This window comes from Paenarthrobacter sp. MSM-2-10-13 (genome assembly GCF_011605365.1).
Taxonomy (GTDB): Bacteria; Actinomycetota; Actinomycetes; order Actinomycetales; family Micrococcaceae; genus Arthrobacter.
On the sequence record NZ_JAAOXO010000009.1, the window covers coordinates 14,164 to 27,809 of the forward strand.

Annotated in this window: 13 protein-coding genes; 4 read left to right on the forward strand and 9 right to left on the reverse strand. The window is 59.9% G+C overall.

Annotated features, from left to right (window positions below; all coding sequences use genetic code 11):
• The first annotated feature begins 9 nt into the window (after positions 1–9).
• Positions 10–831 (forward strand): aldo/keto reductase, encoded by an 822-nt coding sequence (locus tag HAV21_RS16015; RefSeq protein WP_166842442.1) that lies wholly within the window; start codon positions 10–12, stop codon positions 829–831.
• Here HAV21_RS16015 and HAV21_RS16020 read toward each other — a convergent pair.
• The 8 genes from HAV21_RS16020 to HAV21_RS16055 form a co-directional block, all read right to left on the reverse strand.
• Positions 828–2,489 carry a hypothetical protein gene (locus tag HAV21_RS16020; RefSeq protein WP_347877663.1) on the reverse strand — a complete coding sequence of 554 codons (1,662 nt, stop codon included), beginning with the start codon at positions 2,487–2,489 and terminating at the stop codon, positions 828–830. The two genes, HAV21_RS16015 and HAV21_RS16020, sit on opposite strands and share 4 nt — an antisense overlap.
• Positions 2,476–3,222, reverse strand: coding sequence for an SDR family oxidoreductase (locus HAV21_RS16025; protein ID WP_166842443.1), 747 nt, complete (start codon positions 3,220–3,222; stop codon positions 2,476–2,478). The genes HAV21_RS16020 and HAV21_RS16025 overlap by 14 nt, the downstream gene beginning before the upstream one ends.
• A complete protein-coding gene (locus HAV21_RS16030; RefSeq protein ID WP_166842444.1) occupies positions 3,215–5,473 on the reverse strand; it encodes an O-methyltransferase in 2,259 nt (752 codons plus the stop codon). The genes HAV21_RS16025 and HAV21_RS16030 overlap by 8 nt, the downstream gene beginning before the upstream one ends.
• Positions 5,470–6,675: a PQQ-binding-like beta-propeller repeat protein gene (locus tag HAV21_RS16035; RefSeq protein ID WP_166842445.1), complete on the reverse strand. Its 1,206-nt coding sequence runs from the start codon at positions 6,673–6,675 to the stop codon at positions 5,470–5,472. Before HAV21_RS16035 ends, HAV21_RS16030 begins: the two co-directional genes overlap by 4 nt.
• Positions 6,676–8,067, reverse strand: a complete 1,392-nt coding sequence (locus HAV21_RS16040) for an MATE family efflux transporter (RefSeq protein ID WP_166842446.1) — start codon at positions 8,065–8,067, stop codon at positions 6,676–6,678. It lies immediately after the preceding gene.
• A gap of 4 nt (positions 8,068–8,071) precedes the next feature.
• Positions 8,072–9,325 (reverse strand): hypothetical protein, encoded by a 1,254-nt coding sequence (locus HAV21_RS16045; protein WP_166842447.1) that lies wholly within the window; start codon positions 9,323–9,325, stop codon positions 8,072–8,074.
• Positions 9,326–9,340: 15 nt separating this feature from the next.
• Complete coding sequence (locus HAV21_RS16050; protein WP_347877664.1) at positions 9,341–10,207, reverse strand: arginase family protein; 867 nt, start codon at positions 10,205–10,207, stop codon at positions 9,341–9,343.
• Between the two features lie 137 nt (positions 10,208–10,344).
• Positions 10,345–10,500 carry a hypothetical protein gene (locus HAV21_RS16055; RefSeq protein WP_011776391.1) on the reverse strand — a complete coding sequence of 52 codons (156 nt, stop codon included), beginning with the start codon at positions 10,498–10,500 and terminating at the stop codon, positions 10,345–10,347.
• Positions 10,501–10,824: 324 nt separating this feature from the next.
• On the opposite strand from HAV21_RS16055, the gene HAV21_RS16060 reads away from it, so the two are divergent.
• From HAV21_RS16060 to HAV21_RS16070, 3 genes are all read left to right on the forward strand, one after another.
• Complete coding sequence (locus HAV21_RS16060) at positions 10,825–11,205, forward strand: RNA-binding S4 domain-containing protein (RefSeq protein ID WP_166842449.1); 381 nt, start codon at positions 10,825–10,827, stop codon at positions 11,203–11,205.
• Between the two features lie 110 nt (positions 11,206–11,315).
• Positions 11,316–11,984 (forward strand): DUF6318 family protein, encoded by a 669-nt coding sequence (locus tag HAV21_RS22510; protein WP_208096988.1) that lies wholly within the window; start codon positions 11,316–11,318, stop codon positions 11,982–11,984.
• Positions 11,985–12,314: 330 nt separating this feature from the next.
• Positions 12,315–12,935, forward strand: a complete 621-nt coding sequence (locus tag HAV21_RS16070; protein WP_347877665.1) for a hypothetical protein — start codon at positions 12,315–12,317, stop codon at positions 12,933–12,935.
• Positions 12,936–13,124: 189 nt separating this feature from the next.
• Here the strand turns inward: HAV21_RS16070 and HAV21_RS16075 are convergent, their stop codons facing one another.
• Complete coding sequence (locus HAV21_RS16075; protein WP_208096990.1) at positions 13,125–13,586, reverse strand: DUF3817 domain-containing protein; 462 nt, start codon at positions 13,584–13,586, stop codon at positions 13,125–13,127.
• Positions 13,587–13,646 lie beyond the last annotated feature (60 nt).

Here is a 13,646-nt window from a genome sequence, read left to right on the forward strand (position 1 = left end):
GGGGAGCGATTGAGCCAGCACTTGGCAGGCATGGCCCTTCCGTCAATTACCTTGGGCACGGGATTACGCCCGCCCAAGGATGTCCACCGCCTGGTTGGCTGGGCACTCGATATGGGCTATCGCTCCTTCGATACAGCCGCGCTGTACGGAACGGAGGCCGCGATTGGACGTGCCATCCGCGACTCTGGCATCGATCGTCGCGAGCTGTTCATCACGGTAAAAGTACGTGGAAATGAGTACGGGTGCCGGGCTCGCGTTCATCAGGCCATCGAGCGGAGCCTCGACGCGCTCGGCACGAGCTTCGCTGACATGGTTGTTCCACACTGGCCCCTGCCCATGGTCAGGGCGTTGCCCTCCACGTTCGCGCAGATGCTGGACGCACGCGCAGAGGGGCTGGTCCGCGGCGTAGGGCTGAGCAATGCTTCCTCGGCGATGGTCCGCGCAGTAAGAACGGAAACAGGCGAATGGCCGCTTGTGAACCAACTGCACCTCTCGCCCATCGTTGGGCAGGCGGACTTCACGCGCTTTGCTGAGACGGTACCTGTCGGCATCCAGGCATACCGCGTCTTGGAATCAGGTTCAGGGCTCATGCAGACTCGCGTCATTTCGGAGCTTTCCCGGCAGTACGGCTGTACACCCACCCAGTTGCTGATCGGATGGCAACTCGGACTGGGGCACAGAGTGGTGCTCGGAGCCAGCACCCAGGAGCAACTGGGTGCCAACCTTGACACCCGGCCACTGGAGTTGGCGCCCTCTGACAGTCAGCGGTTGGCCCGGCTGGACCGGTTCTCCCTGGCCAAACCGGATCCGGTGACTCACTTCGAACTTTAACGAACTTGCTGCTGGGCTGCTCCGTAAAAGGTGAAGTACGCGGGGACGTCAAGCAACGGCGGTCGATCGCTGGCCATGAGGGCGGCTGCTCCGAGACGGGCGCTGACGGCTGATGCTGACTCAATCCCCCCAAGCACATAACGCCAGGGGCCTTGGGAAGGCTCATCCTGGGCAATTTCAATCATGCTGTCCACGACATCACTGATAGCCCCGGGATGGCCCTTTAAGGCGCCGTGCCATATCTGCCCATACGTTTCCTGGTCCCCGGTGGCAACTGCCAGGGCAAGCCGGGCTGACTGAGCCCTTGAAGGTGCGCTCATCCGTTGCGTCATCATATTCACGGTCCGCGCTGCTTGGATGGCTTCTTCGATGCAAGGGCGGCCAATCAACGCCGGAATATCGACGGTGAAAGCCCCCTTTTCCAGAAAGAGGCTGACAGTCTCGCTGGCCTCCGGGGGTACGCCCTCCAAACCCGCGACGTTCACCGCCCCCTCCTTGGGCCAAGCATGCTGCAACGCATGCCCCAGCTCATGGAGCAGGCTCAGGAGGTTCTGAAACGACAGCTTCAACGCCGCGCCCGCCTGACGCGTCACACCACAGGAAACAGCAGAACTGGCTGGCATCCAACCATCGGCAAGAAACACGCGGTTTCGTACCGGCTGCGTGTAGTTCTGCCTGAACCTACGCGAGGTACCTGCGAACTCCACCCGGATGTGGGCAAGCGGCATAGCCGCCGTGGACAGGGAAGCAAACCAGACGTCCGAGCCGGCAGGCTCAACCGTCAGGGAGACACCGGCCCCCGCCGCCAAAATGTGCTGGGCGGTCCGAAATGCCTCTTCGACGGAAAAAAGGCCGGACTTTACGCCGCGGACTTTCTGCTGCAGCACGTAAGGCACATCTGCGTAAAAATCAGCCGAAGGCCCAATGCCGGCCCGGAGACGCTCGACGTCCTGGATCGCAGCCTCGTGGAATTGGGTCAATACCTCGCGAAGTTGCAGGTCTGGAAGCTTGGTCTGGTGACGTTCTGTCTTCAGGGCATGTTGAAGATCGACGGCATGCTTACGTGCAATCCGGCTCCATGCCTCTACCAATCGTTTCCTGGTCAGGCTGGAATCCAGCGTGGCCAGGAGCTGCCGGTAAGTTACGGAGGGATCATCCGCGCAACCTCCTGAGACCAGCGAAGTTACCAGTTTCCGTTGCTGGTCACGGATTTCCGCGATGATGGCAGCTGCCCGTCGCGGGCCGGAAACCGGTGAAGCGGCGTCGTTGACCATCTTCTGCTGCAGCTGATCCAGTAGCGTCCTGCGAGCAGCGTCCATCGTCGGAGTTACCGGAGCGGCCCTGTCCAACCATTGAATGAATGCCAGGTCATCCTTTGCATTCGAATAGAACAAGTCCCTGATGTCCTGCAGCCCGGCCAGGTCTGCGTCCCGGTGGACTTCCCGCAGGGCAAGGAACCAGGATTCCACCACGTTATTGATGGCAAGGACGTCCGCTATTTCACTGTCGGACCCGACGCGGGATTCCGTTCTGACGGCACGGAGCGCGTAGAGTTGCCGCATTCGTTCGGCAATGGATTGCCTGTCCGGAAGCGCAAAGGGGTCCAGTGCATAAGCCGTGTCCAACAGGCTTCCACGGGATGAATCAGCGGAAGGCACCGCCGGAACCTCCATCCAGCCGGAATGAGGCGCCATTGGCAACGTCGCCCAAGTCGAAGCCGCAGGAAATCAATCGGGCACATTCCGATGGTTCAATGAACCTTCTGATCCTGGACTCCGGGTTGGCCCGCGCCAACGTTCGTGAGACGAGCTCCTCAATTCCTACCTTGTACTTGACTGACGCCGCCGCGAACTCTTCCCGCCGCTGCTCGCTGTTCAGAGCACCAAAGATCACTTCGAAAACGGCCCCTCCTCGGCTCCGGCACAGGTCGGTGAGGGCACCCGTTAGAACTTTGAGAGCGGCCTTGCCCGCCGCATAGCCGGCAGAACCGGCATCCGGTGTGTAGATCGCTTCCGATCCAACGACCGCAATGGATAGTGGACTGTCAGACTTCTCAATAAAGAGCTTGAGAATGTCGTAACCACCAGCGCCGTTGACCAGTAGCGACTGAGTTACGCCATCCCCTTCGCCTGAAGAAGGACGGTCCGATCTGGGGTCGAAGGCAGCAGCAAAAATGATCCTGGAAGGGACCACATCAAGGGACTCAGCGGCACGCCGACGCGCTCCACTCTCCGCGAGGTCGCATTCCATCCATGTCATCCCCTCTACGGACGGAGGCCCGGATAAGCCCGAATGCACACCGATGACTGTGCTGCCTTGCTCAATGAACAATCGGGCCAGGTCCAGTCCCAAACCGCGGGAGGCACCGATGATAAGAACCTGGTTATTCATCAATATTTCCTTGCTTCACGGCGAGCAGCATCCCGTGCTCGGTGCCGAGGAATGATGCGGTAACCCGCTGTGACCGGGCGAGGGCGCGTACCACTTGACGGATCGACTCCCCCAAGTTGTCATTATCGCCACCCTCGTGGACAGCATAGGTTCCGCCGGCGAAGGCATCATCGATAAGGAGCGCCCCTCCTGCCCGCAAAAGAGGAAAGGCTGCCTTCACGTATTCAACATATTCGGTCTTGGCGCCATCGATGAAGATCAGATCAGCACTTTCAGGGGCCATGCGGGACAAGGCGGACACCGCATCCTCGGTGGATATCCGGACCCTGTCATCCAGCCCGAAGCGCGAAACGTTCTCCCGGGCGATCTCTGCGGATTTGGGGTCGATTTCAAACGAAATCAGCTGGCCACCCTTTCCGAGCCCGCGCGCCAGATGGATCGTTGAGTATCCAAAAAGTGCTCCAATTTCAATTACCAGTTGCGGCCGTGCAAGCAGGGTAAGGCATTCCAGGAGCTTGGCTGCGTTGTCGTCCACTTGGATGGGTGGAAGCTGCTCGTCGACTATCGCCTGCCTCAACATGCTGGTCAGTTCCGGGTCACGTGCCGGAAGCATCGCAGCGATATAGTCGGCGGGATACTCACGCATAGAGCTCATCGGATTTCCTTCGTCAGGCGTTATCGGGTCTTTATTTGTTGCTCCCGCAGCCTGCCCCAGGAAGGCAATCAGGGCAGTGGGATCCGGCGCTTGGTGGGGTTCCTTCCCCAGGATTCTTTCCAACCAGGCTGCGGGCGGTGTCTGGTCGTGCAAAGCCAACCCGTGACGATGCATCCGCGTCGCAGCAACCTCGGACATTGCCCAAAACAGTCCGTACTCCGCACCAGGGCGGGTGGCCGGGATAGGCCAGGTCAACCTATGCAGGGCCTCCAGGTAAGTTGACGCATGACGGGTCGGGTCGGAACCGGTGACTGACCGCCACAGGTCCTGGTACTCAGATTCCGGGTGATTCAGCCAAGCCCGGTCCAATTCCATGACCAATGCGCGCAAGGGCAGTTCCTTAAGCGCCTCCAGCTGGAGAATCCCCTGCCATTCAACCAAGCCCCCGCCGGACGATTCTCCGGCGGCAGGGATGACGCAGTCTCCCCACCCGTCGTCGAAGACAGTCCATTCAAGCCAGAGGCTCAGCAGGTCTATCTCGGTTTCTCCAGCCGATTCGAGCCCGTGCCTGAGGGGTTCCCGGGAAGCTGTGAGCGCATGATGGACAGAGTGTCCCACTTCGTGCAGAGTGGCTTTCAAATCCCGGAGGTGCATGACAAGACGCCCATCGGCGCGCGACGAACACCGCAGCCCCACATGGGCTGTGGGTATTCCCGGAGCGGTCGCCGGTGCCGTACGCCCGGCTTCTTCCCTGAAGTCAGGATTCCGGCCATCGAAGGGCCATATGACGACGGCGGAAGCGGGCACCTTGGCGTTTGAGGGACCCCCGAAGAGAACTTCCCATCGGTTCCCGGCAAACGAGACACGAACCGTCGAATCGGTGGTGTCTGCCAGCCGTCGTCGTAATTCTTCTACGACTCTGTCAACGTCCAGCATCGGTTCGCGGGTCTGCGATGCGAGCGCCAGCATTTTGGCCGGGATTTCCTCCGTAGCCAGCTCGGAGTGGGACACCAGCGACAAGGATGCCGTGCCAAAGATCCTGGACATTGCGTTGATCACGGATGTGGAAAAGGTGGCGACAAAATTGTCTGCTGCAATGCCCCGGGAAGAGGGATCCGATGCTTCCGCCCTCAGGTTGCGAACTGCCGCCGCCAGGTTCTGGACGGCCAGTGATTCCACATCCAACACAGCGTCCCAGGCAGTTCGCACAGCTTTGCGGTGGGAACGCGTTGGCGCATGCGCGAGGGACCGCTCCACCGCGACAAATGCGGGCAGTCTGTCATCTTCCGCGGGAGGAACGCCGCCCCCGAAGGTGCAGTGTCTTTCTTCTTGACGGAGCACCCGGGCCGCTTCCTCAACAGCACCCCTGGGATCAACCAGTCCATTTTGTGGCCCGTCCGCTGGTCCGCTAAGAGAGGCTCGGAAAGCGTGGTCGAAGAGGTCGTCGTTGGCTTCGAGGAAAGCTATCAGGTACGCGGTGTTGTTGCGCTCCACGAGACTGTCCCCGGAGGCAGTCGTTCGTGATTTGCGCTCTTCCACCCAGTTCCGAAGTCCACGCATGTAGCCCGGCTCAGTCATTGCCGCCGCGTTCGTCATGGTCGTTGCCCGCCTTCCGGTTCTTCCACCGTTGGATGGTCAAAGCGGTAGCAATCGCCGCTGTACGAAGCCACGTACAGGCTGCCATCACCGCAAGGCATGGGCGAAGTGTGCACCTCTGTGGGGTGGTCGGGCCGGCCGATAATTTGCGAAGACTCCCACAAGAACTCACCGGTGCACGCATCCAGGCAGCAAGCAGTCCCCCTGTCGCTGGTGAAAAGCACCGTCTGGTCCTCACCCATGACCAGGGATGTGTACTCGAAGAGCGCACCACCCGTCCAGTGCCATTCCCTGGTGCCGGCTACCGCATCCACCGCCAAGATTCCCTGTCCCCTTACCGGAACAATGACGAGTTTCCGCAACGATGTGAGGCTGCCATCGATACGTCCACCCATCCTTAGGTCAGCCAGCTGCTCTCCACTTCGGGTCCATCGGTGGAGGACTCCCTCCGTCGTAGCGCAGACCACCAAGTCCTCGCAGATTGTGGGTGACGATCTGATGATCCCGCTGGCTCTGGCACGCCATTGGAGCAAACCGTCCGCCTGCAGGCAGGCCACATCGTCGTGGTCCACCACCACCACTTCTCCGGATTCGAAAACCACGGGTGACGCATAGGGTGCGCGGCCGTAAGCGTAGGTGTCCCGGTACGTTGCGGACGCGGTGTCGAAGGTCCACTCCGCATTTCCGGACGCCACATCGAGGGCAACCAGTTTGTGCCCGAAAACGGCAACGTAGGCCTTCCCACCGTCAGGTGAGAAGGCGATGGTGCCCAAGACCGGGCCTGAGAGGGCAGCCGTCCACACTGCACGGCCCCTCAGATCGAAGCGGACAACCATTCCTCCCGTGCTGGCAACCAGGAAATCGGCAGTTCCCGGAACAGCGACAGGGGAAGAATAAATTCCTGCGTCCAGACGCCGAACCCAGAACTCGCGCTGCATGGTGGTGTCCAGGAACCGGAGACGGCCGTCCTCTCCCCCTATGATCACACCGATGCCCGCCACGGGGAGAGGACTCGCATTGAAGGCGACCGGAACATGGTCATCCGACAGCAGGCTTTTCTCGGTGACGGTGCGGAGCGCAACCACCTGCGGTTCCCGACGGCGGGATCCCAGCCAGGTGAATTGGGCTGTGCATTCCATGGAGGTCTTACCCATGGCATGCCGAGAGTGGAGACCAAGAACAGATACAGCATCAAGCGTCATTCATGCCCCTCCAATAACCCGGTATCCGAGCTGCCGGGTCCTCATGCTGTACCTCAAGGCCAGGAGAAGCGACGCGACGGCTGCGGATGCAACGGCCACCAGTGCCGATTCCCACACAAGGATTCCGACGATGGCGATAGGAATGGTTACCAGGTACGTTACGACCGTTGAGGGCAAGGAAAGCCATGCAGCCCGTTGTTCCACCGTCAGGATCTCGCCGCACAGATTCTCGACAACGTAGGCGGGGACCGCGATGAGATACGCGGCAGTTAGTACCCAAACCAAGCCGACGTCGACCTCGGGACCGCCCAAAACCTTAGTGAGGACGGGGACAGCCGCGGCCACTCCGGCGGCGGCAATGAAGCTGGGCCATACCACATATTTGCGCGAACGTTGCACTACAGCGTGGGCGTCTTGTTGGCTGCGGCCCCGTGAGTATCCGACAAAGACGCCGACGGCGCTCAGGGTCGCTTGGGGTACACGGCAGTAAAGCGTCCAGATCCTCGTTGCCACCGCTGCGGCAGCCACAGTGCCTACGTCCAGGCGGCTGATGAGCATGAAGGGCACCACAGCCGCGGCGTAGTTGTTCATCTGCCTGAGCCCGATGCCAAGACTCGTGGTAAACATCTCCCGCGTCAACGGAATGATCCGCTGTTGGGCAGCTCCATCAATGCGTTCTCCCCGGGACCGGGAGAAGTGCCGGGCGAGGACAACAAAACCGCAGGCAGCAGTCAGGACCTGGGCAATCACCGTCGCGATGGCCACTGCCATCACCGGGTTGGCCGCCAATACGTTCAGGGGGCCGTATACCAAGGCTGCGTTGAAGGCGGCATTCAGCACGAACACCGTAGCGATGAGGATTATCGAAGCGCGTTGTCGTCCCACGATGCGCAGGGTGATCGACACGGCCGCCAGGGCCAAAGTGAACGGAATGCCAAACATACGCACCGTCAAGTAGTCGGTTGCTATGGCAGCAATTGCCGGCTCAGAGCCCACGAGGTCAAAAATCAGGGGAACAATCCGGCTGACGAGCATTCCGGCAGCAGTCCAGACGGCGGCAACCAGAAGCAGTGCTGCAAAAAGTTTGGGTAACAGCCTGCTGGCGTCGTTACGGCCCTCAGCCCGTGCCAACTTCACTGCAAAAACGTCGATGATGCCAGCAAAGAACGCCATGAACAGTGCGGTGACCAGATCGCCCAAACCTATGCCAGCCACCATGAGAGCCCCGAACGGTGCCACGAAGGCCAGGTCGATGGCCCCGTTTCCCGCGCTCAGGAGATCGACTGCGAACATGGTCCCGGCCAAGGAGATAAACGTCCGTGGCGAAAGGATGGTGTGGGAGGCCGCGCCCGTCGCTGCCGTGTCCTCCGATGAATTGACCTGTTGTGACATCAGCTCAGCTTGCTGCCAACTGCTGTCGCACAGCCATCAGCGTCGCATCGGCATTGTCGTCCAGCATGTTGTCTACCGTGGCCAACACCTCGGATGGATCCGGGAGCATGCTGGCGAGGAAAAGATACCGGGCTATCGCCTTGCCGGCCATTCCTGCCTTGGCATACTGCTGCGCTGCTTTGCGTAGGTGGTGGGTCACGTAAGGAGCCCCCAGAGAGGTCGCACGATCATAGGTTTCCGCTGCCAACTCGGACTTTCCAAAGGCTGCGAGCACATCTGCGTACTCACCGGCGCTTACTGACCATAGCGGATCCCAGGCGACCAGATCCGCAGCGGCCTGAAGCGCCTTTTCCTCGTCTCGTGAGACGTAGAGATGTTCTTTTACGGAGGACTCGAGGTACGTCTTATGCAGATTGCGGGCGAAGGGAGCGTCGCTGTCTTCCATGGCCCTCTGAGCTGAAACGGCGGCCTCGTTCATCAAGGCACGGGTTCGGGAAACGTCGCCGATCTCGGCAGGGATCATCGCCACGCCGCGGTACCAGGCCGACGCCGAAACGGCAGGTATCTTCTTTCCGTGCTCCAGAACCACCTTATTTCCAGTTCTGGCGAACCACTCGAAATCTTGTTTAGTGACTCCGACACCCTTCAAGTACCAAACCACGGCAATGCTGCAGGCGTCGAGCAAGCGGTGGGCCGGGACGTCCTCGGATGCAGCCGTCCTGCGAACCTCTGACATGAGGTTCACGTCCAGCCCGCGTCCTTGGGTGCGGTTTCCAATGATGTAGCGAAGCAGTGCGGCCTCAAACTGGAATCGCGCTCCCGGCTCACCTGCCCGCGCCAATACGCTGTCTGCAAGTTCGAACCTCGACAGGGTAACCAAGGCACTGGCAAGGACTATGACAGCAGCATCATCCATCGTCTCAACGCGGTCCAAACGCTTCTGGAGTTCGCTCACGCGTTCACCGCCGTGAGTACGAAGCATCGTCACGTCTTCGTAGTCGAGCCCGTGAAGGTCGCACACTTCCCGAACGACATCCGGCTCGAAAACCTGCCCTATCGGATAGTAGTAGTCGCCCGGGATGGTGGCTGTGAACGCAGCCACGTTCTCGCGGGAAAATTCCACGATCTCATCCCGCTGCGAAGGTAAATCAAATTCGATAATCGTTTCGGTGAAAGAGTTCCAGCGGTCCCATCCGGCAATCTCGGAAATATTCAAAGCTTTGCTGATGGATTTGGCATGGTTAATTCGTGATATCAATGCGTGCTCCTCATTTCAGGACGTCAAGCGTGAAATTGCACCCATCAGCAGGTCTGCGGCGCGCATGGCATCCGCCAGGACGGCCGGCTCCCGCGCTTCCCGGGCGGCACTGAACTCCACAATGTCCAAACCGACGATGGGGTTATTGCGAAGAACCACATCGAGAACCCACAAGAGGTTGCCCGCGTCCATCCCGATGTGCGCGGGGTAGCCCGTTGAACTCATTTGGGACTGTTGGATAACATCGACGTCAATTGATACGTAGGTTGGTACCTCGGAGCCGAGTGCCTCAACCAAACTCGCTTCATCCCGTAGCAGCGGGGACGTCACGGGGATGATGCCCGCACTCACGTCGAGGCGTCCTAACACCTCCATCGCTGACGACGCGCTGATCGCGACAAATGGATCAACCCCCACCTGGAGGACACTTCGACGCCCCAGCCGCTCGCCAACGTGGGTCATGACGTTCGTGTTGAAAAGCGGATCCGCACGCGTTGAAGCCGCCGGCCGCCACAGTTGAATGTCAAGGTGCTGGTCGAACTGAATGACTCTGGTAGGCGCAGTGCCCCTCGCAATGAGACCGTCGATTACTCCGGCCGTAATGCTGTGGTCGCCGCCGATGACGCATGGCACAGAAAGGGAATCGAGGTCGGCGACGACACTTCCAATCTCTTCCGCCACTTCCTGAGCAGAGGACCCGACCGGAACAATGTCCCCCAGATCAACGGCAGCGAAATCCGTTCGACGAGTCTCCGCGTTCATCAGGCATCCATCCGGGTAGCCCCAGGTATAACGGCGGGAAGCAGCCCGAAGAAACGCCGGACCGTTTTCTGCACCGTCGTGTGGAGAGCCTGCTGAGGATGCCACTCCAAGAACTGCCACACGGGCACTACCAAGGTCGCGTGGGTCCGCGCCGACGGCAAGTCCGGCAAACCCGCGCGATGGTTGTCTAAGCATCACATTCCGTGTCAATAGGGCGGCAATGGGCCGGTTGGGCGCTGCCCAACCGGCCCACCAAATTACTTGGCCAGAATAGCTTCGAGTTCAGCATCAATCGACTGAACGGCCACAAGACCTTCGGTCGCAGCTTCGGTACCAAATTCCTCTTCGAAGAAGATGCCCGGAGTTGCCGCACGGAAGAAAGCAGGGCTCTTCTCGTAGTTCTTTTCAGTCATTTAATTCCCCTCCAATTAAAATTGCCAATCAGATATTGATTGAACTCCAGCAATACGTACTGATCAGTACGTGAACACGCTAACACACACATTCCGCCCAAAACAGGGTTCTAGAGAGATTTCTAAATCAACTTTATCGCGTTATATCAAGCGCCTTGGGAAATCAAGTCAAGCGCCACTAGATCAACAATTGGCATTACAGGAAATTTCAAATTATGCAAGTCAAATCGATGACCGCCCTCATTATTCGGGCCCGCTCGGGCCCCTTTGACGCCTCGAAACAGGGTCTGCCGTGCACACACCCCGGTTATCGGCGACAATTCAATGATGAGCATCCCGTCCTCGTCCCCGGCCAACGTCCGAGTCGATGCTTGGCTGTGGGCGATCCGTGCCTACAAGACCCGTTCCGCCGCCACCGCCGCGTGCCGGGCCGGGCACATCCGCGTCAACGGGAACCCGGTTAAGGCTTCGCAGAGCGTGATCATTGGAGACACCATCCGCGTCCGGGAGTCAGGCTGGGAAAGGATCCTTGAGGTACGGCGACTTATCGCCAAACGCGTCGGCGCGGAAGCCGCTTCCCACTGCTTCACCGACCACACTCCCCCGCGTCCCGTAGCCCCCAAGCTCGGCCTGCCCCAGCGTGACCGCGGCGCCGGCCGGCCCACCAAGAAGGACCGACGGGACATGGATAAGCTGCGGGGCTAGGCGAGCCCTCACGGACGTTATCCACAGGCCGCGTTTTCTGACATGAATGGATGCCCGTCCCCGGCCTAGACTGTCCGGCACACCGCCAAACAGCTGCTGGGGAGCCTGTCATGTCACGTCTTTCGTTTGCCGCTTTTCCTTTTACTCACGCCCGAACGTGGGTCGCGGGACTCGCCGCTGTGGTGCTTCTGAGCGGTTGCCAGGGCGGCTCCGCACCAGGCCTCTCACCCTTAGGGAGCATCTCGACGACGGCGTCGCCCACCTTGAGCGTTTCGGCTCCGGCGGTTTCGGCTACTGCGACTGCTCCCCCCGTATACAAGCCTGCAGACGCCCACGGGAAGGCGCAGAATGTGCCCGTTCCCGTAATGCCCGAGCTGGCGAAGGAGAACTCGAAGGCTGGGCTGGAAGCGTTCATCAGGTACTGGTACGCGCAGCTGAGCTACAGCTACGAGACGGGCTCCACCGATCAACTGAAGCCTCTGAGCAGTTCGACATGTGCCTTATGTGCGTCCCTCCGCAAGAGTGTGGAGAGCGCTTGGCTGGACGGGCGATGGATCACAGGGGCAACTATTAAGTCAGCGACCATTGAGGCTGACTTCGATCCATCAACTTCCACCCAAGTCGCCGTCGTTCAGGTCATCCAAGAACCCATTGAAATTAGGGTGCCTGGCGGAACTCTCTATCAGGACCCCACAGCCGCAACGAATTCAGCAAGTCGTGCAGCCCTGACGTTTGAGAATCAGCGATGGTTACTGACCGACCTTGGTTTGATCCGTTAGCTTATGCAGAGTCTCAAGCGTGTCACCGTCGCTCTTATCGCCTCCACCTACCTAGCACTGACGATGCAATGCGGAATCGCCAAAGCTAAAGACCCAAAGATAGACGTTGGGTACGTCGACAATGGGCTGAACCTCAGCTCTACCCAGTGGACCAGAGACCCTGTCACCGGCAGCTTTACACCGTTCGTTGAAGGCAGCGGGGGTTCTGAGGACCCGAATCAGTACCTGGCCGACGTTCATTGCCGGTCCGGTGGAACGGACACGCCCGACAGGGGTTGCCTCACAATGGAATGCCCGGCCAAAACGCCTGACGGAGAAGAAGGCACCCCCGTGATCTGGAGGCAGGCCCCGAAGTCCATCACGAATCCGACGTGGACTGATTATCCAGCTGTCAGCGGCCCGACCTGCCTCTACGACTCCCAACCCGAGAACGTCCTGGCCAACATAGCCGCACGGATCCTCACCGCCTTTCGCCAACTACCCGTCAACCCCGGAACCCTCGAAGCCCAACCCTTCCCCCACACCCTCAAAGGCGGGCCCACCAACTTCTACACCACCACCAACGAACAAACCTTCGACCTCACCATCCTCGGCCAAACAGTCCACCTCACCGCCACACCCACCACCTACAGCTACACCTTCGGCGACGGCACCACCCTCGGACCCACACCAGCCGCCGGCTACTCCATCCCCGAAACCGAATGGCTCAGCACCGAAACCCGCACCAGCCACATCTATGCAGAAACCGGCAACTACCAAGCAGCAGTCACCACCAGCTTCACCGGCACCTACTCCGTCAACAACGGCCCACCCCTACCCATCAACGGCACCCTGGACATCACCACACCCGCCAAAACCATCCACGTCTGGAAAACAGAAAAAGCACTCGTCGCCGACACCTGCCAGGAAAACCCCAACTCCTGGGGCTGCCCCGGGGCAGCGTCCAGGTAAACAGACGACGCCGCGTACCGCCACCACCCACTTTGATCGCCTAATCCTGGCGACACACCACTGGGTCGGCGCGTCGAGACCACCCACGATTCAAAGTGGGTGGTTGCGGCCCATGACGTCAGGGATCCTTCGCCTTAAGTGAAGAAAAGCATCAGTTCCGAAGAACCGATGCTTTTCGTCTGCCGAACCTTAGGAGAACCAGGTACCTGGAGGGCCCATAAACAATAGGAAGCTAAAGACGGCTCCCACGGCCACAAGGGTGACAACTACGGCAAGAATCGGGTTCCGAAGTACCCAGGCCTGGGCTTTCTCGAATCCGCCTCGGGGTGCCTCGCCGCCAGCGGCCAAGCGCCACCCGCCGTCGAGGAGACCTCGACGATCCAGCGACTTCTCCGTTGGGATGGTGGCGTAGGGGATAACGGCTGAACCGATCGCGAGCAGACCCGTTCGGGTAGACCACTTTTGGTTGATCCACGTAAATGCCGCCGTCGCAGCGTAGCAAAGGAAAACGAAACCGTGGATGCCTCCGGCAATGCTCACCCCAACCTCAGTGGTGCGCGTGACGTACTTAAGGAACAGCCCGATCAACAGCAACGTCCATGTCACGGCCTCGGCAAAAGCAACGGTACGGAACAAGGTGCGGGGCTGCATTGAAGTCCTCAGGTCGGAAACGGGAGACACGCGCTATTTTACCGGCTGTAGAACTGCCCC

Excerpts from the sequence above, each read along its gene's own strand:
- HAV21_RS16040 (WP_166842446.1), bottom strand. The coding sequence starts at position 8,067 with ATGTCACAACAGGTCAATTCATCGGAGGACACGGCAGCGACGGGCGCG.
- HAV21_RS16075 (WP_208096990.1), bottom strand. The coding sequence starts at position 13,586 with ATGCAGCCCCGCACCTTGTTCCGTACCGTTGCTTTTGCCGAGGCCGTG.
- HAV21_RS22510 (WP_208096988.1), top strand. The coding sequence starts at position 11,316 with ATGTCACGTCTTTCGTTTGCCGCTTTTCCTTTTACTCACGCCCGAACG.
- HAV21_RS16055 (WP_011776391.1), bottom strand. The coding sequence starts at position 10,500 with ATGACTGAAAAGAACTACGAGAAGAGCCCTGCTTTCTTCCGTGCGGCA.
- HAV21_RS16035 (WP_166842445.1), bottom strand. The coding sequence starts at position 6,675 with ATGACGCTTGATGCTGTATCTGTTCTTGGTCTCCACTCTCGGCATGCC.
- HAV21_RS16025 (WP_166842443.1), bottom strand. The coding sequence starts at position 3,222 with ATGAATAACCAGGTTCTTATCATCGGTGCCTCCCGCGGTTTGGGACTG.
- HAV21_RS16030 (WP_166842444.1), bottom strand. The coding sequence starts at position 5,473 with ATGACGAACGCGGCGGCAATGACTGAGCCGGGCTACATGCGTGGACTT.
- HAV21_RS16060 (WP_166842449.1), top strand. The coding sequence starts at position 10,825 with ATGATGAGCATCCCGTCCTCGTCCCCGGCCAACGTCCGAGTCGATGCT.